General features: G+C 71.8%; 18 protein-coding genes and 2 pseudogenes. 6 read left to right on the top strand and 14 right to left on the bottom strand.

Translation table 11 applies throughout. From position 1 onward, the window contains the following. Positions 1-180: 180 nt before the first annotated feature. Complete coding sequence (locus ACLU3S_RS02980) at positions 181-2,328, top strand: prolyl oligopeptidase family serine peptidase (protein ID WP_413950112.1); 2,148 nt, start codon at positions 181-183, stop codon at positions 2,326-2,328. A 112-nt stretch (positions 2,329-2,440) separates the two neighbouring features. On the opposite strand, the gene ACLU3S_RS02975 is transcribed toward ACLU3S_RS02980, so the two are convergent. After that, positions 2,441-3,391 (bottom strand): 2-hydroxyacid dehydrogenase, encoded by a 951-nt coding sequence (locus ACLU3S_RS02975; protein WP_413950111.1) that lies wholly within the window; start codon positions 3,389-3,391, stop codon positions 2,441-2,443. Between the two features lie 73 nt (positions 3,392-3,464). On the opposite strand from ACLU3S_RS02975, the gene ACLU3S_RS02970 reads away from it, so the two are divergent. Both ACLU3S_RS02970 and ACLU3S_RS02965 read left to right on the top strand, forming a co-directional pair. Next, positions 3,465-4,793 carry an MFS transporter gene (locus ACLU3S_RS02970; protein ID WP_413950110.1) on the top strand — a complete coding sequence of 443 codons (1,329 nt, stop codon included), beginning with the start codon at positions 3,465-3,467 and terminating at the stop codon, positions 4,791-4,793. A 78-nt stretch (positions 4,794-4,871) separates the two neighbouring features. Then, positions 4,872-5,633, top strand: coding sequence for an IclR family transcriptional regulator (locus ACLU3S_RS02965; RefSeq protein WP_413950109.1), 762 nt, complete (start codon positions 4,872-4,874; stop codon positions 5,631-5,633). Positions 5,634-5,681: 48 nt separating this feature from the next. On the opposite strand, the gene ACLU3S_RS02960 is transcribed toward ACLU3S_RS02965, so the two are convergent. From ACLU3S_RS02960 to ACLU3S_RS02935, 6 genes are all read right to left on the bottom strand, one after another. Further along, the gene (locus tag ACLU3S_RS02960) at positions 5,682-6,032 is read right to left on the bottom strand and encodes a peptidoglycan-binding domain-containing protein (protein WP_413950108.1); all 351 of its coding nucleotides are present in this window, start codon (positions 6,030-6,032) and stop codon (positions 5,682-5,684) included. A gap of 482 nt (positions 6,033-6,514) precedes the next feature. Then, positions 6,515-7,696, bottom strand: coding sequence for a CapA family protein (locus tag ACLU3S_RS02955; protein ID WP_413950107.1), 1,182 nt, complete (start codon positions 7,694-7,696; stop codon positions 6,515-6,517). A 424-nt stretch (positions 7,697-8,120) separates the two neighbouring features. Beyond that, positions 8,121-8,294, bottom strand: a complete 174-nt coding sequence (locus ACLU3S_RS02950; RefSeq protein WP_413950106.1) for a CsbD family protein — start codon at positions 8,292-8,294, stop codon at positions 8,121-8,123. A 376-nt stretch (positions 8,295-8,670) separates the two neighbouring features. Continuing rightward, positions 8,671-9,081: a cupin domain-containing protein gene (locus ACLU3S_RS02945; protein ID WP_413950105.1), complete on the bottom strand. Its 411-nt coding sequence runs from the start codon at positions 9,079-9,081 to the stop codon at positions 8,671-8,673. Positions 9,082-9,392: 311 nt separating this feature from the next. Further along, the gene (locus ACLU3S_RS02940; RefSeq protein WP_413950104.1) at positions 9,393-9,932 is read right to left on the bottom strand and encodes a GNAT family N-acetyltransferase; all 540 of its coding nucleotides are present in this window, start codon (positions 9,930-9,932) and stop codon (positions 9,393-9,395) included. Positions 9,933-10,183: 251 nt separating this feature from the next. Then, positions 10,184-11,671: a hypothetical protein gene (locus ACLU3S_RS02935; RefSeq protein ID WP_413950103.1), complete on the bottom strand. Its 1,488-nt coding sequence runs from the start codon at positions 11,669-11,671 to the stop codon at positions 10,184-10,186. A 186-nt stretch (positions 11,672-11,857) separates the two neighbouring features. Here ACLU3S_RS02935 and ACLU3S_RS02930 point away from each other — a divergent pair, with 186 nt between their 5' ends. After that, complete coding sequence (locus ACLU3S_RS02930; RefSeq protein WP_413950102.1) at positions 11,858-12,181, top strand: trypco2 family protein; 324 nt, start codon at positions 11,858-11,860, stop codon at positions 12,179-12,181. Positions 12,182-12,211: 30 nt separating this feature from the next. Beyond that, positions 12,212-15,433, top strand: coding sequence for a tetratricopeptide repeat protein (locus ACLU3S_RS02925; RefSeq protein ID WP_413950101.1), 3,222 nt, complete (start codon positions 12,212-12,214; stop codon positions 15,431-15,433). A gap of 65 nt (positions 15,434-15,498) precedes the next feature. Here the strand turns inward: ACLU3S_RS02925 and ACLU3S_RS02920 are convergent, their stop codons facing one another. The 3 genes from ACLU3S_RS02920 to ACLU3S_RS02910 all read right to left on the bottom strand — a co-directional run bounded on the left by ACLU3S_RS02920 (position 15,499) and on the right by ACLU3S_RS02910 (position 18,283). Continuing rightward, a complete protein-coding gene (locus ACLU3S_RS02920) occupies positions 15,499-16,017 on the bottom strand; it encodes a DUF6529 family protein (RefSeq protein ID WP_413950171.1) in 519 nt (172 codons plus the stop codon). A gap of 675 nt (positions 16,018-16,692) precedes the next feature. Beyond that, positions 16,693-17,649, bottom strand: a complete 957-nt coding sequence (locus ACLU3S_RS02915) for a DUF5996 family protein (RefSeq protein WP_413950100.1) — start codon at positions 17,647-17,649, stop codon at positions 16,693-16,695. Positions 17,650-17,881: 232 nt separating this feature from the next. Then, positions 17,882-18,283 carry a gas vesicle structural protein GvpA gene (locus tag ACLU3S_RS02910; RefSeq protein WP_413950170.1) on the bottom strand — a complete coding sequence of 134 codons (402 nt, stop codon included), beginning with the start codon at positions 18,281-18,283 and terminating at the stop codon, positions 17,882-17,884. Positions 18,284-18,523: 240 nt separating this feature from the next. Here ACLU3S_RS02910 and ACLU3S_RS02905 point away from each other — a divergent pair, with 240 nt between their 5' ends. Beyond that, positions 18,524-18,925 carry a hypothetical protein gene (locus ACLU3S_RS02905; RefSeq protein ID WP_413950099.1) on the top strand — a complete coding sequence of 134 codons (402 nt, stop codon included), beginning with the start codon at positions 18,524-18,526 and terminating at the stop codon, positions 18,923-18,925. Between the two features lie 215 nt (positions 18,926-19,140). On the opposite strand, the pseudogene ACLU3S_RS02900 reads toward ACLU3S_RS02905, so the two are convergent. From ACLU3S_RS02900 to ACLU3S_RS02885, 4 genes and pseudogenes are all read right to left on the bottom strand, one after another. Continuing rightward, a pseudogene (locus ACLU3S_RS02900) lies at positions 19,141-19,296 on the bottom strand (transposase family protein); the annotation flags it as partial. A gap of 299 nt (positions 19,297-19,595) precedes the next feature. Continuing rightward, a pseudogene (locus ACLU3S_RS02895) lies at positions 19,596-19,961 on the bottom strand (DUF4440 domain-containing protein). A gap of 237 nt (positions 19,962-20,198) precedes the next feature. Continuing rightward, positions 20,199-20,918, bottom strand: coding sequence for a SecDF P1 head subdomain-containing protein (locus ACLU3S_RS02890; RefSeq protein WP_413950098.1), 720 nt, complete (start codon positions 20,916-20,918; stop codon positions 20,199-20,201). Then, positions 20,915-21,460: a SigE family RNA polymerase sigma factor gene (locus ACLU3S_RS02885; protein WP_413950097.1), complete on the bottom strand. Its 546-nt coding sequence runs from the start codon at positions 21,458-21,460 to the stop codon at positions 20,915-20,917. The genes ACLU3S_RS02890 and ACLU3S_RS02885 overlap by 4 nt, the downstream gene beginning before the upstream one ends. Positions 21,461-21,795: the final 335 nt, after the last annotated feature.

Below are 21,795 nucleotides of genomic sequence, written 5' to 3'. Positions count from 1 at the left end.
GGCACGAGGCTCACGCGCCGCGGTGGCGTCGCTGCCGGCGTCATGGCGGGGCGCGGGCACGGAACTGTGCTGCCGGTGGCGGGCATCACTGGTCAACGAAGCCGCACCACCGCGGCTGAGGCCCGTGAGCACTGGTTATTCCCGTGCCTGGGTCACCGGTCGGGTGACACAGTGTCAGGCATGTCGATCCCACCACTTCCCCGTCAGCTCACCCGCACCCGCAACTTCACCCTCGGTGCACCCGCCCGTTTCACCGTGGCGCCGGATGGCGCCCGTGTCCTGTTCCAGCGGACCCGGGCCGGGGACGACCCGGTCGGGTGCCTGTGGGCGCTCGACGTCGCGACCGGCGCGGAGCGGCTGCTGGCAGACCCGGCCGTGCTGCTCGGTGGCGCGGCAGAGGAGGTGCCGGAGGAGGAGCGCGTCCGGCGTGAGCGCGCCCGGCAGCGAACCTCCGGGATCACCGACTACGCCACCGACACGGCCGTGCGGGTGGCCGTATTCGCGCTCTCCGGTCAGCTGTGGGTGGCGGACACGGACTCCGGTGCCGTGCGGCGGCTGCCCGCACGGCAGCCCGTGGTGGACCCGCGCCCCTCCCCCGACGGGCGGCACATCGCCTACGTCTGCGGCGGCGCGCTCCGGGTGATCGGTGCCGACGGCAGCGGCGACCGAGCGGTGGCCGCACCCGAACCGGCGGAGGGACCCGACGTCTTCTTCGGGCTGCCGGAGCATGCGGCGAGCGAATCGATGGGACGCCACCGGGCGTACTGGTGGGCACCGGACGGGGAGCGGCTGCTGACCACCAGGGTGGACAACCGCGAGGTCCGGCTCTGGTACATCGCCGATCCGGCCGACCCCGCCAAGCCGCCGCGCACCGTGCGCTACCCGCAGGTCGGTACCGCCAACGCCGAGGTCACGCTCTGGATCGCCGACCTGGCGGGCAACCGCACCGAGGTCCGCTGGGACCGGTCCGGCTTCGAGTACCTGCCCGCGGCAGGCTGGGACGCGCACGGTCCGTTCGCCGCCGTGCTCAGCCGCGACCAGCGCACCCTCCGGATCATGGCCATCGACCCGGCCGACGGTGCGACCAGCCTGCTGGCCGAGCGGCACGACGAGCGCTGGGTGGAGCTGCTGGTGCCCGGGGTGCCGGCCCGCACAGCCACCGGACTGCTGGTCGACCACCTGGACCGGGGCGAGACCCGGCACCTGAGCATCGACGGCACGCCGGTCACGCCGGCCGGCCTGCAACTGCACGAAGTGCTCGCCGTGGACGGCGACACGGTGCTCTTCGTGGCCGCCACGGAGCCCACCGAGCGCCACCTGTGGAGGTACCACCCGAGCGAAGGCGTACGTCGGCTGACCGAGCAACCGGGTGTGCACTCCGGCGCACTTGGCGGCGGCACGCTCGTGCACACCGCCCGCACGCCGGACCGGCCGGGTTCGCTCACCGCCGTGCACCCGCTGTCCGAGACCGGCCGACCGCAGCCGGATGGCCCCGCACCCAGAGAGATCACCTCGTACGCCCAGCGGCCACTCCTGGAACTGCGCGTCGAGTCCGCCGCCGTCGGCCCGCGCGAACTGCGCACGCACCTCTTCCTCCCCTCCTGGCACCGGCCCGGCGACGCCCCGCTGCCGGTGCTGGTCGACCCCTACGGCGGCCCCGCCATGCAGAAGGTGCTGGCCGAGCAGTCCGGTCACGCCTTCGTCTCGCAGTGGTTCGCCGAACAGGGCTTCGCGGTGCTGGTGACGGACGGCGCCGGCACCCCTGGGCGCGGGCCGCGATGGGAGAAGGAGATCTTCGGCGACCTGATCGGCCCGACCCTCGACGACCAGGTCGCCGCGCTGGCCGCGACCGCCGAACGCCGCCCGGAGCTGGACCTCGGCCGGGTCGGCATCCGCGGCTGGTCGTTCGGCGGGATACTGGCCGCCGCCGCGGTGCTGCGCCGGCCCGACGTCTTCCACGCCGCGGTGGCCGGCGCCCCGCTCACCGACCAGCGGCTCTACGACGCCTGCTGGAAGGAGCGCTTCCTCGGCCTGCCCGACCAGTACCCGGAGCACTACGAGATGTCCTCGCTGCTCGCCGACGCTGCGCACCTCAGCCGTCCGCTGCTGCTGATGCACGGGCTCGCGGACGACAACGTCTTCGCGGCTAGCACGCTGCGGCTGTCTGCCGCTCTGCTGGCCGCCGGGAAGCCGCACGAGGTGCTGCCGCTCAGCGGGATGACACACGCCGCGCCGACCGACGACACCTTCGCCCGGCTGCTGGGCCACCAACTGGAGTTCCTCCAGCGGCATCTGGGCGGCGATACGACCCGCCGGCCCCGCAGGTGACCTGAGTCGGAGAAGCCGTCGACGGCTCGGCATCCGTCGTCCAGCCCGAAGAGCCCGGCCGGTGCGTCATGTTCGAGAGGCCCGCACGACCCGCATCGGGTGTGGCGGCTGGTCAGTCGCGGGGGACGGGGTGGAGCAGGGGTTGGCCGGTGGCGTAGCGGCGGACCTGCTCGACGATGAGGCGTTCGGCGCGCGGGCGGAAGGAGGCGGAGCCGCCTGCGACATGAGGAGTCAGGAGGACGCCGGGTGCGTGGCGCAGCGGGTGGTGGGCGGGCAGTGGTTCGGGTTCGGTGACGTCGAGGGCTGCGCGCAGGCGCTCGCGGGTGGCTTCGGCGAGCAGGGCGTGGGTGTCGAGTGTGCGGCCGCGTCCGACGTTGACGACGAGTGCCCCGTCGGGGAGGGCGGCCAGTTCCTTGGGGCCGATGAGGCCGATGGTGTGCGGGTTTTCGGGCAGGACGAGGACGAGGATGTCGGTGTGGGGGAGGAGGCCGGGCAGGTCGGGGACGGCGTGGACGTCCTGGTCGGGGCGCGGGCGGCGGGCGACGCGGGTGACCTGGGCTTCGCAGGCGAGCAGGCGGCGTTCCAGGGCCGCGCCGATGGAGCCGTAGCCGACGATGGTGACGCGCGCGTCGGCGAGGGAGCGGGTGAAGTGCGGCTGCCAGCGGCCGGCGCCCTGGTCGGCGATCCACTGCGGTAGGTCGCGCTGTGCGGCCAGGATCAGGGACAGGGCGTGTTCGGCGGTGGAGGCGTCGTGCAGCCCCCGGCCGTTGTGCAGGTCGACGTGGGCGGGCAGCCGGGGCAGGAGTTTCTCGACGCCCGCGCTGAGCGACTGCACGGCGCGCAGGCGCGGGAGGCGGGGCAGGAGGCGCGGCGCGTCGGGCACGGCGTAGGGCATGACCCACAGCCCGATGTCGGCGAGCACGTCCGCATCCGGCTCGCTGTGCGGCGTCACGCCGTCCCAGATGTGCACCGCGACGCCGGCGGGCCAGGGCCCGTGGCGGCGGTCCAGATCGGGCCAGGGAAGCAGCACGCCGGTGGCGATCTGGTGAACGGCTCTGGTCACAGGGCTCTCCTTCTCCTACCGTGTTTCCGTCCAGTAGAACACTTTCCATCTCACGGAAAACAGGGGGTCAGGTGTGACAGCGACGTCTCCTGCCACCGACACCGCGACGGCCGCCTCCACGGGCGCCGGGTTGTGGCGGTCCGCCCGCGCCCGGTACCTGATGCCGGTCGCGTTCGTCACGTACTCGCTCGCCTATCTCGACAAGTCCAACTACGCGATCGCGTCAGCGGGCGGCATGGCCGGTGATCTGGGGTTGTCCGCCGGGACGGACTCCCTGATCGCCGCGTCGTTCTTCCTCGGCTACTTCTTCTTCCAGATACCGGGAACGATCTACGCCGAACAGCGCAGCGCCCGCCGGCTGGTCGCCTGCTCGACCGTGGCCTGGGGACTGCTCGCGGTGATGCAGGGCCTGCTGAGCAGTCCGGCCCAGCTGATCGCGGTCCGTTTCGCACTGGGTGTCGTCGAGGGCGCGGTGCTGCCGTCGATGGTGATGCTGCTGGGGCGGTGGTTCACGCGGGGTGAGCGGGGACGCGCCAACACCCTGCTCATCCTGGGCAATCCCATCACCGTGATGTGGCTGTCGGCCTTCTCGGGCTGGCTGGTGTCGGTCGCCGACTGGCGCGTGATGTTCATCGCCGAGGGCGTGCCCTCGGTGGTGTGGGGCCTGTGCTGCCTGTGGCTGATCAAGGACGGTCCCGAGCAGGCCCGCCGAGTGGGCGAACAGGAACTCGCCCTGCTGCGGGACGACTTGGCCGCTGAGCGTGCGGCCGCACCGCCGGTCGCCGGCACCCTGCGCGAGCAGTACGCCCGCGTGCTGCGCTCGCGTCCGGTGCTGCTCATGGCGGCGCAGTACTTCTTCTGGTCCTTCGGTATGTACGGCTTCGTCTTCTGGCTCCCGGCGATCGTGAAGAAGGGCTCGGGCGAGGGCATCGGCGCCACTGGCCTGCTCACCGCGATCCCGTACGCGTGCGCGGCGGCGGCGATGCTGTTCAACTCCCGCCTGTCCGACCGCAGCGGGCGACGCCGCCTGGCCGTGTGGCCCTGGCTCGCCGGCGGCGGCCTCGCCCTGCTCGCCTCCTATGCGGCCGGCGGCAACTTCCCCCTGGCCCTGACCCTGCTGGTGGTGGCGGGGCTGTGCCTGTACGCGCCCTACGGTCCCTACTTCGCCCTGGTCACGACGCTCGCCCCGCCCGGCATCGCGGGCGCCGCCGTCGCGCTGGTCAACTCGTTCGGCGCGCTCGGCTCCTTCGCCGGGACGTACCTGGTCGGCTGGGTACGGGCCACGCCGCTCGGCGACGCGGGAGCGTTCGGACTGATGGCAGCCTGCGCCCTGCTCGCCGCCGCGCTGACGCTGACCGTGGCAGAGCCCGCGCCGACCGCCCGCCCGGTGCGGGTACGTTGATCACGGCAACGGGGGGCACCATGCACGCCGCCCCCCGGGGCCACGTCAGCGGCAGGAGACGAGGGAAAGGCGCACACGGTGACCACACCATCCGGCGACGACATGCTGGGCCGGGGACTGCGACTGCTCTCCGTCCTGGCCGAGCACCCCGCCGGCCTGGGCGTGAGCGCCGCCGCCCGCGCCGCCCGGCTCCCCGTCAGCAGTGCCCATCGCCTGCTGGGACGCCTGGTGGAGGAGCGGTTCGCTGTCTACGACGAGGACACCCGGCGCTACGCTCTGGGCTCGCGCGTGCTGGAGCTCTCCCGGGGCTTCCAGCGCTCACCCGCCGGCTACTCGGTGGCAGCGGAACCGATGCGCCGTCTGGCCGCGCGCACGGGCCTGCCCGTCATCGCGGGGATCCTGGACGGCACCGAGGTCCTGCTCGTGCTGTCCGTGCAGGGCACGCAGCATCTGCAGTTGCGCAGCGCCGAGGGGACCCGCAACCCCTGGCACGCCACCTCTCTGGGCAAGGCGCTGGCGGCCGCCCTGCCGAAGGAGGAGCGTGAGCGCCTGCTGTCCGGCCCGCTCCCGGCGGTGACGCCCCGCACGATCACCGACCCCGAGCGGCTGCGCGCGGAACTGGCGCACGTAGGGGAGCGGGGCTGGTCGGAAGTGGAGGAGGAGAACGAGATCGGCGTCCGCTCGATCGCGTGCGCGCTGCCCGAGGCTCCCGCGGGCGCGCGCCCCCTCGCCGTCTCGCTGGCCGCCACCGTCATCCTCACCGACGCCGACCAACTCCGCGCTCTCGCGCCCGCATTGCGGGACTGCGCGGCGGAGATCGCGGCACGTATGTCCGCCTGACCCGGAGCCGCGGCTGCGGGCTGCCACCCGGCGCTGGCGGTCCCGGGCTCAGTAGTGCAGCTCCGCCCAGGTGTTCGGGCCTACGATGCCGTCGACGCTCAGGCCCCGGTCGCGCTGGAAGTTGCGGACCTGGTTCTCCGTACGGCTGCCGAAGATGCCGTCGACACCGCCGACGTTGTAGCCCCAGTAGTTCAGCAGGCACTGGGCGTGGGTGACCGCCGCTCCGGTGGAACCGCGGCGGATGGTCGACTGATGGTGCGGCGAGCATCCGTGCTCCGAGGCCGGCGCCAGGCGCGTGGCGCCCGCCGCGGGGGCGGCCGTCGCCTGCGGCACGGCCGCCGCCCCGCTGAGCGCAAGGACTGCTGCCGCAGTGGCCAGTAACCGGGTGCTCTTCCTCATCTTGTGGGTCTCCCCTCCGACGCCGGTGGCGCGCACCGGTGATCCCCTGGCCGTCTCGTCGGGGGCTGCATACTCCGCCGCGACACGGCCGGCCTGAGGCACCGGCGCTCCCTGACGGCTGCCCAGTCTTCTCACCACCGGGTCGGCGGCCAAGACGGATTCCGGCACCGCCCCGGCCGCTGCAGGGTACCGGCCACTTCGTGGTGTCAGCGCAGCTCAACAGCCCCGCAGGCCCTGCGCAGGCCGGGTTGCCGGCGTGCGGCGCCTTTCGGGCAGGGTCCTCAACTGCCCGTGGCACGTGACCAGGTCACTGGCAGGAGGAGCAGTCCGGGGCCCGCACGCGTGCGGAGACCTTGCATCGTTCAACCACGGCTCAACACCGGCACACAGGTCGCCCCGGCGGGCAACCGATGGTCCCGGCGTGCTCAAATCCCTCCCGGCCGGAGGACATCAGCGAGCCGGGGACCCGGGCCGCGGTCCGGTCATGGGCGGGTGAGGGTGCCGTCGGAGGTGAGGTGGACGGCGTGTGGACCGAAGTCGTACTCGGAGACGTCCGAGACGAGATCGATGGCGTCGCCGCCGGGTTCGGGTGTGCCCGGCTCGATCAGCTGCGCGGGGCTGAGGCGTCCGGTGGCGTAGGTGCCGTCGCTGTGGAGGGTGACGTGGAGGACGGCGCTGGTGGAGAGGGCGCCGCCGAGGGCGAGGACCTTGTAGGCGGTGAAGTTGCCGAGGCTGTAGGCGATGAGGCGGCCCTTGTAGAACTCCATACCGCGCAGGACGTGGGGGCCGCTGCCGATGACGAGGTCGGCGCCGGCGTCGATGACGGCGTGGCTGAAGCGGTAGGGGTCGCCGCGGTTCTCGCCGAGGAAGTATTCGGTGCCGGGTTCGACGTGCGTGCGGTCGGGGCCTTCGGCGCCGGCGTGCATGGTGACGATGACGATGTCGGCCATGGTCGCGGCGCGGGCGGTCAGTTGCCTGGCGGCGGGGATGTCGGTGAGGTCGTTGGCTCCTTGGTCGGGGGCGAAGCCGATCAGGGCGATACGGATTCCGTGGACCCGCTGGAGTGTGATCTGGCCCAGGCGGCCGGTGTAGGGCAGGTTCACCGAGCGCAGGGCGGCAAAGGTCTCGCGCCGGCCCCGGGCGCCGAAGTCGTCGATGTGGTTGTTGGCGGTGTTCAGGACGGTGAATCCGGCGTTTTTCAGCCGGTGGGCGTAGGAGGGCGGGGCGTGGAAGGCGAAACAGTGTGGGCTGTCGTTGTCCTCGCACTTGCTCGGCCCGCCGGTGGCGAGGGTGCCTTCCAGGTTGCCGAGGACGACGTCGCCGGTGAGCAGGTGGGCGACGGAGCCGAAGAGGGAGGCGCCGCCGTCGGGGGGCAGGTCGTCGGGGAGGGAGCCCATCACGAGGTCCCCCACGGCCGTGATCCGCACGGTGCCGGTGGGACGCGGAGGGGCCGCTGCCGGTGGCTTGGGAGCCGGGGTCCTGACCGTGCGCGCGGGGGTGTGGGCGGCGCCGGCGGAGACCGGCTTGTCCAGGCTGCCGTGCTGAGCGAACGCCGCCGCGGCCACCATGCCGATCGCCACCAGGCCGACGAGGCACGGCCAGCAGCGGCGCACCGCCTTGTGCCGCTCCCGCAGCCGGGCGCGCTGTTCGTCGGACATGATCATCTGTTCATGTTAGGAAGCGAGCGCTCGTACCTCGTGGAGGGCGAGCGCTGGCGTGTTGCCCTGCCGGCACGGCCGGCCGTGGTCGTCGGCGCCGGGCACGGCGTCCGCCTCCCCGCCGCCGGGCGCCGGATCGAGCCAGCGGGACACGGCCCGGCCCAGGCCCGCGTTGCGGCGCCACGGATAGTGGCCACCTGCCTGCGCACGTCCCCACCCGCCCGCACGCTACGCGCCGGATGCGGCGCGGGCGCCGTCGGGGTGCGGCCTGCGTCCGCGGTGGTGCCATGCGGGCGACGCTCGCCCTCACCACGGCCGGGCGAGTTGTCCCGCGGGGGTTCGCGGGGGGGGCGAGGACTTCGGTAGCGGGAAAGGCCTTCACCCCCTCGCTCGGGGGTGAAGGCCCAGACCTCATGAGCAGCGCCAGAGGTCAGCGCTTGAAGACGTCCTTGATCTTCTCCTTGGCCTGGCGTGCATCGCCCTTGGACTTTTCGGCCTGGCCCTCGGCGACCATCGGGTCATCGACGGCGGCTCGTCCCGCGGCTCTCTTGAGCTTTCCCTTGGCCTGCTCGGCCTTGGCCTTTGCCTTCTCACCAGCCGACATGACAGACGCGCCTCCTGCCCTGTGTCACGATCTGTCCGGGTTTCCGGATGCCTGCCGGGTGCCCGGCGTCGCCTCGCACAAACAGGTGCTACCGCCATGAACAGGCGGTACGGCGCGGTCTCCGGGCGCGCGGGGCCGATGCCCCGCACGGCAGGCCCGCGCCGTACCCCGTGCGCGACCGTCTTTCGCAGACACGTTCCGCGATCGAGCGAATGCGTGTTTGTGCGGGCCGTGCGCGGCTACTTCGGCCGGTGAGGTTGGGAACGCAGCCTCGCCGAGCCCCTGCCCGTACAGCAGGGGCCCGGCATGCACCGCTCACCTGGACGGCCGTCCTTGCCCGTCCGGGCGACTCAGCACCGTAGCCGAGTGGCCGGGCTTAAGGCCGGGCGTACCGCAGGTGCCGCCGCTCGGCCAGCTCCTCCGCGCTCACCAGGGTCAGCACCGGGGTACCGGGCGGCGCGAACATGGTCACCACCAACTCCGACTGCGCGTCCGGCAGGTTGTTGGCGCCCAGGTAGTGGATCACGTCGCCTCCGGGCTCGAACACGGCGTCACCGGCCTTGAGCACCCGGGGCGGCTGCCCCTCCAGCTCGAAGAGGATCTCGCCCTGGGTCACGTAGCCGAAGAGCGGCCCGGGGTGCCGGTGCGGCGGCGCGCCCGGGTCGCCGGGCGACAAGGTGACCCGGACGGTCCTGGCCTCGGAGCCTGCCGGCATCCCGGCCGTCGCCTCCGGCAGGGTGGCGATCACCTCGACGCCCGGGGGCAGATGCGCGTGCTCAGCACTCACGTGTTTCTCCATTCGGGAAGAGTCACAGTGAAGACAGGACGGCCTCCCGATCTGTGACAGCCCCCCAGCCCCCCCCCGGGAAGGGCCGGCGCCGCGCAGACCGGTGAGCGAGCAGGTAGGCCCTGGCAGCAGTGACACGGTGCACCACCACCTGATCGCCTGCCCAGGCCGGCAGGCCCGGCCCCCCGGCGAGCCCCTGCCCGCCTGCCGGGCCTGAAGTGCGCACCCGCACCGAGCGCACCGCCGTCCTCGACGACACACCTTCGGCTGCGCGGACACTCCAGCCCAGCAGGCAGAGATCGTCAATTCGATCACTGCGCCGGTTCGCCACCGGGCCGCTCCGCCCGCAGCATGGAGAAGATCACCTGCTCGTGCCACCGGCCGCCGCGCCACTGCGCGGAGCGCAGCACGCCCTCCCTGACGAAGCCCGCCTTCTCCAACGCGCGCTGCTCGGCGAGGTTGGCGCAGTCCGTCCAGGCCTGGAGCCGTTCGGTCCTGGTGTGGTCGCAGAGGTACTCGGCCAGCAGCCGCTGGGCCTGCGTGCCTATACCGCGGCCGTGCGCGGCGGGTACCAGGCCGATCGCCAGGGTCCAACAGGTGGAGGTGGACGGCCGCCCCCAGGTGCCGGCGCACCACTCGACCCGGCCCACCGTCCGGCCCGCCTCCGCGACGGAGAGCACGCCTGCGTCGGCGCTGAGCAGCCCGGTCTCCGTGAACTCCCGACGCAGCCCGGCCGACGAACCGAAGCCGAACCACTGGTAGGGGCCGGTGCCCTCCGGCCCGCTGAACTCCCGTTCGAACAGGTCGAGATCGTCGGCAGTCACCGGGCGCAGCATGATCTCATCGGACATGGAACGACTCCTGATCCTGTCCGCCACACGGTTGGACCCCGCATGGCGGGCGTGGGCAACGGCGTCCGGCTCTTCCACGCATCAAGCCGCGCCCCGCAGGTTGCCGCCGGGAGCGAGGTGCTGCGGCAACCTGCCTGCCCGACCGCCCGAGTTGCGGGCCGACTCCCCGGGCGCACACGTCCCGCGCTGGTGGTCGGGCAGCGCGGCGGCATGCAACGGCGCCCCACAGATCACGTCCTGCAACTGCCGTGTCAACGCGAGCGCCTCCGGCGCCAGGCGACCACCGCGGCACCGAGGAGGAGTATCCCGAGGACGATCGCCGCTGCCACGTACAGGCCGGGGGTGGCCCAGGAGGGCCCCGGCCAGACGTCCACGGCTACCTCGGCGGTGTTGTTGGCGGTTGCGGCGTCATGGCTGGAACGCCCGGCCTCGCCGTCGGAGACGGTGACGCGCCCCCCGCGTCGAGCGACGTCCTTGTCGATGCGGAGGGTGAAGGGGAAGGTCGTCGTGGTTCCCGCGGCTCCGGCCCGCGCCGTACACACGTACCGACGCGCCCTCGGCTGGCGTACCGACGCAGTGGTCAGGGGAGTGCCGTACGGGTCGAGAGCGCGGCATTCCTGGTCGATCACCTCCTCGTCCCTTTCGAAATCGTAGGGGGAGGACACGACGGTGGTGCCCCGCGGAACCGTGAACTCGACCCGCACCGATGCGGGCAGCGCACCGGGACCGTTGTTGCGCACACCGACGCGCACCTTGGCCAGGCTGCCGACCGGTCCCCGGGCGGTGCCGGCGAGGGCGACCAGGTCGGACGTGTTGCGCACCGACACCTTCACTTCCGACAAGCTCGCGTCCGCCGTCCCCGCAGACCGGGCGTCGGTGGGTACCAGCCGGAGCGCGGATCCCTTGCCGGGCCTGTACTGCGACGCCAGTTGGTCCGGGGGCACGTAGTCGGTCCCGATGGCGGCGGCCTGGAAGGAGACGCTCGGGTACGTGGCATCACGGCCGACTCTGAGGACCTCCCGCGCGGCGAGGCGGTAGGACCCGCCAGGGGGGATGACGACGTCGGCGGCCGGCAGGCGGCACCACGTCGATGTGTCGCCCCGGTAACCGCAGTTGCTGTGCTTGTCGGCCGGGGTGAGGCCGTCTCGCGTGCTCATGAAGAGGGCGACTCCGCGGGCCGGCACGTCGCCGGTGTTGCGTACGGTCAGGGAGACGGCGAGGCTGCCGTCCGGGTCGACCTCGCGTCGATCGGCGTGCGCGTCGACCGCCAGCGTCGGCTTTCCGATCACGATGCGGGAGCTTCCAGTGACGGCGGGCCGGCCGGCCGAGGTCACCCGATAGCGCAGCACCCCCGAGTCACCCGGCCTGGTGCCCTGCGCTGGACGCAGGTGGAAGTACTGGCGGAGCCCGCCCCGGCCGGGGGCCCCGTCCTGCCCCGTGCAGCGGAAGACGGGCAGATGCACGGGACAGGCGTCCAGCGCCCGCTTGATGATGGCGATGCCCTTCAAGTCGCTTGCGTCGAAGGTGACGGTGACCTTGGCAGCCTGCCTCTCCTCGATGTGCAGGTCGGTGGTGTCGTGGGGGTCGCGCGAGACGTAGAAGACCGATGGTGCGACGAGTTCGGGCCCGGAAGGCGGCGCGCAGCCGACGAGGCCCGCCAGCAGCGCCGCCAGGACAAGGACCGGCCCGACGGCCACCCGGGCCCGCTCGATGAGGGCGGAAGCTCTCGTTCGCCCCACCCCGAGACGGCACTTGGCTTCCGTATACGCGTCCATTCGGATCACCCTGCCAGGCGAACATCACATCCGTGCATCCGTGGTTCAACGCTCCGTTCGCGGGCACCGATCAGCGGCTGGTCGAGCTGACGCAACGCCCGAACCGCTACGTTGGGCGCTCGGATCACCACCGGCGGAAGGGGACGGGGCATGTCTGAGCCGCACTGGATCGGGCTGGCCGACGCGGTGCGCGGGGTCCGCGCCGAGTTGCGGGCCGCCATGGCGGAGGGGGAGGACGAACGGGTGCGGTTCGACGTGGACGAGATCGAGATGGAGTTCGCGGTGGAGGTGCGCCGTGACGAGCGGGTCGAGGGTGGCGTGCGGGTGTGGGTGGCCAGCGTCGGGGCGTCGAACGGCGCATCGCAGGCCACGACGCACCGGCTCCGGGTCACCTTGAGTGCGACGGACACGGTGACCGGCCGTTCTCTGCGCATCGCGGACGGGCGGCAGGAGGGCGGCATGCCGCCGCGATGACGCACACCCACAGGGAGAGGGGATTCGGCCATGGATCAGGCCCTGGTGGCGGAGATCGGCGCGGGGGAAGCGTACGGCTCCGGCTATCTGGTGGCGCCCCGGCTCGTGCTGACCGCCGCGCACGTGGTCGCGGGTCTGCGGCCGCACGAGCAGGCGCAGGTGCGTTTTCTGTCCGGTGCCAAGGTCTTGCGCTGCCGCCTTGTCTGGCCGGAGTCCGGCGCCGGTGGTGAGACCGCGCTCGACGCGGCGCTGCTGGAGATCTGCGATGCGGAGTGGGAACCGCCGCCGGGAGCCGGCCTGACCCGATGGGGGCGGCTGACCAGTTCCGTTCCCGGCATCGCCTGCGAGATGGCCGGCTTCCCATGGGCACAGCGGCGGCCCGACGGGACCCGCGAGGTCGAGCAGCGGGTCGGAACCATCAATCCGATCACCGGGACCCTGCGCGGCGAGCACCAGATCGACGTCCAGGGCGCCGTCCCGCAGCGACCGGGCCCCGGCTCGCCGTGGGCGGGCCTGTCGGGCGCGGCCGTCCTGTGCGGTCCGTTCGTGACGGCTGTGATCACGGAGGACACGCGCCATCACGCCCATGGGCGGCTGACCGCCGTGCCCGTTGAACGGCTCCTCGCGGATGAGGGATGTCGCGCGACGCTGCGCCGGTCGTCCGGGAGCGAGCCGCTGCTGGAGAGCGTCGAGCTCGACCCCTTGCTCACCGGCCCTGACACGCTGCCCTGCCCCCGCACACCGGCCGCGTTGCTGCGCGCCGACGCCGAGGTCGTGCGCTTCCGCGGACGCGACGCCGAACTGCGCCGCCTGATGCGGTGGTGCGACGGTGCGGGCGCGCGCGTACGACTGCTCACCGGCCCCGGCGGACAGGGCAAGTCCCGGCTTGCCCGGGAGCTGGCTGCCCGGCTGCGGGCCCAGGGATGGGTCACCGGACACGTCGGTGACACCGCCGACGTCCAGCGGGCCGGCCTGGCGTTGGCCGGGCTGCGGGCACCCACGCTGCTCGTGGTCGACTACGCCGAGACCCGCCCGGGCCAAGTGAGCGACCTCATCGTCGCCGCCAGACACCACCGGAGCGGCGTCCCCTTGCGCCTGCTGCTGTTGGCCCGGTCGGCCGGAGAGTGGTGGGAGGAGCTGGCGCGCTCGAGCCGCGAACTGCACTCGGTGGTGCGCCAGGCGCCCGTGGATGTGCTGGGACCGCTGGACGACACGGCCGACCAGCGACGCCTGGCCTTCCGGGAGGCATGGGAGGACCTGGCGACCCGGCTGCGCGACCTGCACCCGGACCGCCCGGGCGCGTCGATCCCTGCCTGTCCGCCGCCTCCGCCGTCCCTCTCGTCCGAGCGGTACGGCTCGCCGCTCACCCTGCAGATGGAGGCGCTGGCCCTCCTGCTCGAACCCGGCCGCGCCCCTCATGCCGTGAGCGCAGAGGAGGTCATCCTCGACCACGAGGCCCCCTACTGGGCCAACGCCGCCACGACGTACGGCGTCACCCTGCATGTCCGCATCCAGCGGCGCGCCATCGCCGCCGCGTGTCTGTGTGGCGCCGAGGACGAGGAGCAGGCTCGGGCGCTGCTCGCCCGCGTCCCTGGGCTGGCCGACCAGACGGAGGACATGCGGACGCGGATCGCGTCCTGGCTGCGCGACCTCTACCCGCCCGCGTATCCAGCCGTGGCCGGCTCCGACACCGGCGGCCGGGTCTGGGGATCGCTGCAGCCCGACCGGCTCGCCGAGTACCTCGTCGCCACCATGCTCGGGGACACGCCCGGGCTTCTGGACGCCCTGCTCGCCGTCGCTTCACGGGCGCAGGCCCATCAGGCGCTGACCGTCCTCACCCGTGCGGCGGTCCGCCACGCCGCCGCCTCCGATCTTCTGCGGGCGCTCGTCGCGTCCCGGTGGGACCTGCTGCCGGTGGCGGCGGGGGTGGCCGTGCAGAGTGAGCAACCGCAGCCGCTGCTGGCCGGGCTCGACCAACTCGCGGCGAACCTCACGGCGCAGTCGTGGCATGGTCAGATCGACGAGCTCCTCGATTTGACCGATGGCCTTCCGCAGTACAGCAGCCTTCTCAACGCACCCGCCACGAAGATCACGCAGAGCGTGGTCGACGTCCTTCGCGCCCTGGCCGCGGCGCACCGCAGCAACCGTGTATGGCTCGCCACGGCACTGGACCTACTCGGCACGCGCCTGGCCTACGAGGGACGCAAGGAGGAGGCGCTGCGTGCCGCCGAAGAGGCCATCGCCCTCCTGCGGCGGGTGCCCCGACGCCAGCGGCTTTCCTTCGGACGCGGCAACTACCGGCAGGGGCTCGCCGCCATGTACAGCAATCTGTCGCTGCACCACGAGGCCGTGGGACGGGACCGCGACGCTCTGGAGGCGGCCCAGCGCTCGGTCGACATCAGACGCAAACTCGCGCCCCGCGGTTCCCGGGAGTACCTGTACATGGCGACCTCGCTTCACAACCTCGCCATCCACCTGGGCAAGGCGGAGCGCCACCAGGAGGCGCTGCGTGCCAGTCAGGAGTCCACCGACCTCTTCAGGCAGATCGTCGCCGACCCGTTCGGAATCCTGGGAGCCGAGGACCCGGAGGCAAATCTGCACGACCTGGCGAAGTCCCTGTACCTCTGCTCGCTGTCGCTGGACCGGCTCCAGCGGCCAAAGGAGGCCCTGGACGCCGCGCGGGAAGCGGCGGAGATCCAGCGCCGGCTCGCTGCGGACAACCCGGACTCCTGGCTCCCCGGACTCCCCGGGATGCTGGTCAGCCTCGCCGAACAGTACAACGACGCCGGCCGGCACCACGAGGCCCTGCCCCCCGCCGAGGAGGCGGTCGCCATCGCCCGCGAACACGCCGCGACCGATCCCGAGGGCTTCCTCCACGATCTCGGCTGTTCCCTCACGCAACTCGCCGCCGCACTGGGCGGATTGAGCCGGCCCAGCGAGGCGGTCGCCGTCGGCCGCGAGGCCGTCGACGTGCTGCGGCGCACCGCCGAGCACGACCTCGGTGACGTGAGCGACAGCCTTCCCACCGCGCTGACCGTCATGGCGGAGCAGCTCCTGCAGGCCGGCGGCGAGCCGATCGAGGTGGTGGCACCGTTGACCGAGGCCATGACGCTGGCGGAGCGGGCGGACGACGAGCAGGTGCGTACCCGGGCCCTCGAAGTTCTCGCAAGGGCATATCGGCGAACGCCCGCCGAGGTGGCAGCCGCATGGCGGGACCTCAGCGGCAATTCGCTGCCGGACGGCGTGCGTTGATCGCGCGAGGTGCGGCACGAACCGGGCTCCCGTTCCGGCCCTGGCGGACCTCGCTGACCATGCGTTCAGAAGCCGGGGGCGGAGCCGGCGAAGAACCACAATGCGGCTGTGTACCACGTCAGTGCGATGGCGGCGACCAGGGTGCCGCCGGCGGTCGGAAGTGCCCAACCGGGCAGTCGGCGGCTGCGCACCACCAGCACCTTGGCGACGAACGCGCCGTACAGGACGCAGCCCGCGATGGAGTGCACCGCCACTCGGCTGCTCGTCAACTCGACTCCGTAGGCGGTGACGCAGTGGTAGGCGATGGGCAGCGAGAGCAGAAAGGCGAGAAGGCCGATGAGCCGGTGCGCGGGGTGCACCCGTCGCGGCGCGGCCCCCGCTCCCGGTAGGCGCCGGTACATCCACAGCGCGAGCAGCAGTTGGACGACCGCGAGCGCCATCAGAGCGCTGCCCAGTCGCGCCTTGAGATCGTAGACACCGGCGCCGTGCCGCCCGAACAGTCCGCTGGTGTAGTCGGGTGTGTGGGTGCGGCCGAACGCGTACACGCCCACCGCGACGGCGACCGGCAGCAAGGCAGCCAGGATGCCCGCCACGGTTCGTGCGGGACGCCGCGTCGGGGCGCCCGTGTGTCCGGTCACCGGTCCCCAATCGATCGGATTCGACCTTGTTGCAGGAAGTGGTCACGACGTACCGCTGTGGCGGCGGACGTTCTGGCTCCCTCGCTGCTGGTGTCACCCGCCGTCGCGTGCCGCACGAGCCGCGGAGGCCAGGCGAACGGGCATGCCCCGCCGTCGCTCGGTGTGGCCGACCGGACGGTCTCGGGACGGCTGAGCGTCCGCCCCTTGATGCCATCCTGCACGGGACCGAGCTCGCCGAAGCGCACCGCTGCCGTGCCAAGGGGGGACAGCGCTCCGCATGCGGGGGCGGCGCCGGCGGCCCAGTTTGTCCGGCTGAGACAGTCGCTCGCGGCAGTACGCGGCACGGCGGAAACCGTCGGCACTGGCGCCGCGGCCATTCCTTTCATGAGCGCTCCAGGTGTCGGACGGCGCATCCAGGCAGCCGCGGGAAGCGACCCCAGCCGACCTCTCCTCCCAGTTGGCTCCGGGTGCTCGGGTCCTGTCCACTCCAACTGGTCCGCGGGGGCGGTCACTGCTCCATCGGTGATGCCTGCACGCCCGCGTGACGTGGCACGCGCTGCCGGCGGCGGCCGCTGTGCACTCGACGGACGGGCGGCAGCAGGAGCGTACGGTCGGCCCGGCTCAGTGGTGCAGGTGCTGGAGGGCCGAGGCCGGTGTCCGGCTCGCGTACCAGCCGTCGACGCGGGGTCCGACGAGGTCCCCCGGCCAGCCGGCCCTGTCGACCGCGGCCTGGTAGACGGCGTCGCCGAACACCACGATCGCCTGATGCGGGTCCTTGCTCTGCCGCAGGACGTCCCATGGCAGCAGCACCAGACCGGCGTCCCCGTGCCAGGTGGCGCCCTCCACCCCCCAGGACCGATTCTCCAGACCGTCCGGCTGCGGCCAGATGTAGGCGTACATGCCAATACTCGGCATGTCCGGCAGGTTCCTGAACGAGAAGCCCACCGAGACGTACGCGTTGAGCTGCGCGTTCTGCATGAACGGCGGCTCGTGCTGCGACGGGGTGGTGGGCTGCGCCCGGTGCCGGGTGGCGGACAGGTCGAACCCGCCCCACATCACACCCACCCTCGGGCGGTGGCCGAGGAAGGGCGCCTGCCAGGACTCCAGCCCGCCGGCGGCCAGGTTCATGGCCCGCCACATCAGACGAGCCGCGTGCGGGTCCCACGCCCGGCGTCCATGGTCGTCCTCGAAGGTCGACGGGGCGCCCGGGATCTCGCAGATCAACGAGGTACGTGGGTGAGGTATGCCCAGCTCGGCGCCGGCTTGGCAGAAGGCCCGGTAGAACGACTCGACCGACTCCCCGGACAACGGCAGTCTTCGCTCGTCCCTGTCCGTCTCGATCACGACCTCACCGTCGAGCAGACGGTAGTGCACGGCGAAGGTCACGTCCCGGCGGCGGAACGTCGGTGTGCGCAGTCCGCGGGGCGTGACGTCGAGGACGATGTTGCCCCAGCCGGCTTCGAAGGGATCATCCAGGCTGTACTTGCCCGCGACCTGAACGATCCGGTTCACGTAGTCGACCGTGGGCGCCAGTTCCGCGTAATCGAGCGCCGGCCAGGCCTGAGGGTGTTCGCTCACGGGGGAGCCTCCGATCGTCCGATCGTGTCGACGAGCTCATCGGTAACCGTCGGCATGAGATGTCAGGGCCGATGCGCACACATCACCGCGCGGTGACGGGCCGGCCTCCAGCACCGAAGTGCGGTCCGCGCCCATCCTCCCACGCGGCCCGGCCCTGTGCCCGGCCTCTTCGTCGCGCCTGGCTTTGACGGTGTACTCCGCAGTGCCGTCCAGCGTCCGCAGCCGCTCAAGATCACTGTTCTGCTGTCCTGCGCGCGTCCTGGTCGCCCCGACGCTCCCTGCCCTCGTCGCGTGCCTGCTTGTAGGCGTCGGCGAGGGTTTCCGCCGCACCGGACAGGGCCCCCTTGGTCTTGCCGCGGGCCCCGGACTCGGTGAGCTGCCCTGTGAGCTCCGTGAGCCCGGCCGGCTTGCGCGGCCCCGCTTCCAGGTCGAGTCGGTTGCAGGCCTCGGCGAAGCGAAGGTAGGTGTCGACGCTGGCGACCACGATCCGAATGTCGATCTTGAGTATCTCAATACCGACAAGTGAGACCCGTATGAACGCGTCGATCACGAGCCCGCGATCAAGGATGAGTTCCAGAACGTCGTACAGGCCACTGGAGCCGCCCCCGCCGCCCTGCTGTGTCGCCACGGTCATCACGACCAGCCCCTTGTCCTCTGTCCCTGCGCGGTCCCGTCGGCGGAGAGGGCCGGCAGTCGCGTCGGCCTCACCGCCCCTCGCTGGAGCGCGAGTAGCCTCACTGCTTGCGACCAAACGCCGGACATCCCTTGGAATTGGTGGTCAGAACACCTGGCGGGCCTGGCTCCAGCGCGGGCTCCGCCGGCACCGACGGTTTGGGTGCGCTCCGGAGGCCCCGCGCTACGCGATACTCGTCCTGTGGAGTGGTTCGAGCAGGCCCGGGCAGCGGAACAGCGCCGGGCTTGGGATACGGCCATCGCGTTGGTAAACGCACACGCCGAGTGCTACTCCACCGATCCCTCCAGGCACGACAACCATCTGTGGCACATGGATCTGCTCGCCCGTGCGGGACGGCTCCCGGAACTCGCAGAGCGCGCTCTCACCGATGTTCACGCACGTCGGAGACTCAACAGATCGCTTCGCGAGCGGGGGATGGAGGCGGCGCTGCGCAACCGCGCCAAAGACGGTGATCGCGATGCCCTGTACGTCCTAGTTCGGCTGCTGTGCGAGACGAGTCGGACCCAAGAGGCCCATCGAGTGGTCCAGGACCTCGGCCCGGACGATCGGTACGCACACCAGATCATGACTGGCTTTCGATGAGGTTCCGGGAGGGCCTCGACCAGCCGCAGGACCGTGTTCCGGCTGGCCCTCGCCCCGAGGACATCGGCCAGCCGGGCACCGGCGCGACCAGCCAGAGCGAGGCCGACCTCCGCCGGCACCGACCGCATTCGTTCGGTCCGTTGGCTGTACCGGCGGGTCGGGCCCGCGACCTGCTCGACGAACGTCCGTCGCCCACAGGAGTCGTCTTCGCACGTGAAACGCCGGACGCGAAGCCGTAGCACCACCTGCCGTCCTGCCACGGGGAGGTCAGTTGGAAACCGCAGGTAAGAGCCGTGCACCCGCCCGGACCAGCTTCCGCAGCCTGGGCACCGAGCTCCAACTGTCAGGCACCTGACACCGCCTTCGGTCACCTCGCCATCATCCTGCACCGACTCCACCCTGATCCCCGGATTCGCCAGGAAGAGCGGCTCTTCCAGTCGGAGCAGTACCTCGCGCACAGGCCAGAACCATCAGCCCGAACAAGGTCGGCACCGTCAGTTCCGGACGATTTCGGGCGACCTACCAGGAAGACCAGCAGTCACAGGGAGTAGCGCCCCACAGAAGTTGGACCAGAACCGGTTCTCAACGACAAAGCGGAGCTGATCCCGAGGTGCTGTGAGGGGTCGGCGGCCTCACGGCGTACGCCGCCGAGGGGGTGTTCTCCGCCGGCTCACGCGGCCAAGGTGGCCTGGTGGTAGTACATGCGCCAGCCTGTCGCGGTCAGTCGCCACAGGGAGCTGCGCCACGCCCTTCGGCCCTGGTTGTCGGCGAATTACGTCAGATGGACGACGCCCGGGGCGAGGACGACTCCGGTCATGTCGCTGACCTGGACCGGAGACTCGGGGGATATCGAGCCGCCGCTGGTCACGGTGAGGATCGACTCGGCATCCCAGCGGCGCCCCGAGGCCCCGGTCTCGGTGAACTGAGGGTCGAGAAGCTCCAGGACACGGGTCGGGGAGGCGCGTACCCGGGGATCGAGGAGCTGCATCTCTCCGTCGATGGCCGCCTGTAGGGCCCGCTCGTTCGCATCGGTCATGCGGGAACCTTACGGATGCCGCCTGCCAAGGCCCAGCGGTTTGATCACGCGACGCGGCGACTGCACGGCGGTGACGCCGCCTCTCGCGTGCTCCTGTCCCGCATCGGCTCGCAGATGGGGACTGCGGGGGCGGCCATCGCCCAGGGGGCTGTCGCGGTGGCGGAGGAGAGGAAGGCAGGCCACTGCCCACTTCTCCTTGCTCGCCACCTTGTCCATGTCATGGAGCGAGTTGAGCAATCATCTGCCGGGATCCAGCCCGTCGGCGAGGTCGTGGGCGGTGGCGCGGGTGAGGTCCCCGGCATAGGCCCCGGCTATGGCGAAGCGGCCGCCGGTGATCGAGGAGGCGACAAAGGGGCGGCCCCAGAGCTTGCCGTCGATGACGATGGCGAATTCGTTGCGCGGAGCCGGGGCCGTGGCGAGGGAGCCGGTGAGCGCGGCGAAACGGGCCCGGTCGGCGGGGCTGAGCGTCACTTCCACCTGCCAGACGTCGTCAACGGTGCTCTTCTCAGCCTTCGCGGAGGTGACACGGACGTCGATCATGCCCCTGGCCCGATCGGCGCGGACGCAGAGCGCTGGGTAGGTCGCGGTCGCGTGCACGGTGTAGCCGCCGCTGCCCGGGGCGCAGGCGTGTTCCGTGGAGGAGGTGACCGGAAGGAGGGAGAGCGGGGCCGCCTTGCCGGTGTTCCCGGCACCGCCCCCTGCCGCGGGCTGAACCACGTCCGTTCGGGGGGGAGCGCCGTCCGCCACGGCCACCCAGGTGGCGGCGACCGCGGCGGCGACGGCGATGCCGACCCCGGCACGGGTCAGCCGCTGCCTGCGTCGGGCGATGCGCAACGCGCCGTCGGTCAGGCCTACCAGGTAGGTGCCGGTGGCATTACCGCCACTTTCCCGGACATGGGCGTGCAGGGCATCGTGCAGCAACGTTTCGTTGTGCGGGTGTTCGGTCGAGTCGTTCATGCGGTGACGCTCCTTCCGGGGGCGGTGGAGGAGGCCGACGGCTCTGCCTCGGTCAAGGTGGTGCGCAATGAGGCGAGGGCCTTGTGGGTCTGGCTGCGCACCGTTCCCTGAGCGACGCCCAAGATTGCCGCGATCTCGTGGTCGGGCCGGTCCTCGAAGTAGCGCAGCACGATCACCGCGCGCTGGCGCTTGGGCAGCCTGCGTAGCGCGGCCATGATGTCCTGCCGCTGGACCACGGTGTCCGCCCAGTCGGCGACCTGCCCCGACGGCTGGTCCGGCACGGTGTGGGTGAGCGTCTCACGTCTCCGGCTGAGGAGCCGGAAGCGGTCCACCTGGGCGTGGTAGAGCGCCCGGCGTACATAGAGATCCGGTTGCTCCCGCTCACGCAGCCGAGACCAACGCCGAGCGGTGGAGGCCAGCGCGGTCTGCAGCAGGTCCCGGCCCTGCTCCCAGTCCCCGGTCAGCAGATAGGCCGTGTGCAGCAGCGATCGCGACCGCGCCGCCACGAACTCGCGGAACTGGCGTTCCTCGTCGGCGTTCAATGTGCCCTCCCTTGTTCTCCTGTAAAGACGGGTGCGCACAGGGATTCGACTGCCGTGCCGGTCGGACTTTTTCGACCACGACGCCGCCAGGCGCCTCGTGGGGAACATGGAGAGGACACGGCGCCCCAGCGCCACCGGAGTTACCGGAAGTGTTCCGTCGTGGATCCGCACTGCTTCGGCAGCGGTCGTACGGCAGCTGCGGCGATGCGGGAGGCGGGGAACACCCTCACCTCGGCCTACGGTCCCGTTCCGCGGCAGGAGCAGGCCCGACGGCGCCTTCATCAGTGTGCTCTTGCGCCCGCACGCGCCCATGGCACGCCCTCGGATGGCCCATC

The organism is Streptomyces sp. AF1A (assembly GCF_047340315.1).
Lineage (GTDB): Bacteria > Actinomycetota > Actinomycetes > Streptomycetales > Streptomycetaceae > Streptomyces.
This window is presented reverse-complemented; position numbering and strand designations above follow the sequence as displayed.

Coding starts and splice junctions, on each gene's coding strand:
- ACLU3S_RS02980 (WP_413950112.1), top strand. CDS start 181: ATGTCGATCCCACCACTTCCCCGTCAGCTCACCCGCACCCGCAACTTC.
- ACLU3S_RS02960 (WP_413950108.1), bottom strand. CDS start 6,032: ATGAGGAAGAGCACCCGGTTACTGGCCACTGCGGCAGCAGTCCTTGCG.
- ACLU3S_RS02955 (WP_413950107.1), bottom strand. CDS start 7,696: ATGATCATGTCCGACGAACAGCGCGCCCGGCTGCGGGAGCGGCACAAG.
- ACLU3S_RS02950 (WP_413950106.1), bottom strand. CDS start 8,294: ATGTCGGCTGGTGAGAAGGCAAAGGCCAAGGCCGAGCAGGCCAAGGGA.
- ACLU3S_RS02940 (WP_413950104.1), bottom strand. CDS start 9,932: ATGTCCGATGAGATCATGCTGCGCCCGGTGACTGCCGACGATCTCGAC.
- ACLU3S_RS02930 (WP_413950102.1), top strand. CDS start 11,858: ATGTCTGAGCCGCACTGGATCGGGCTGGCCGACGCGGTGCGCGGGGTC.
- ACLU3S_RS02925 (WP_413950101.1), top strand. CDS start 12,212: ATGGATCAGGCCCTGGTGGCGGAGATCGGCGCGGGGGAAGCGTACGGC.
- ACLU3S_RS02910 (WP_413950170.1), bottom strand. CDS start 18,283: ATGACCGTGGCGACACAGCAGGGCGGCGGGGGCGGCTCCAGTGGCCTG.
- ACLU3S_RS02890 (WP_413950098.1), bottom strand. CDS start 20,918: ATGAACGACTCGACCGAACACCCGCACAACGAAACGTTGCTGCACGAT.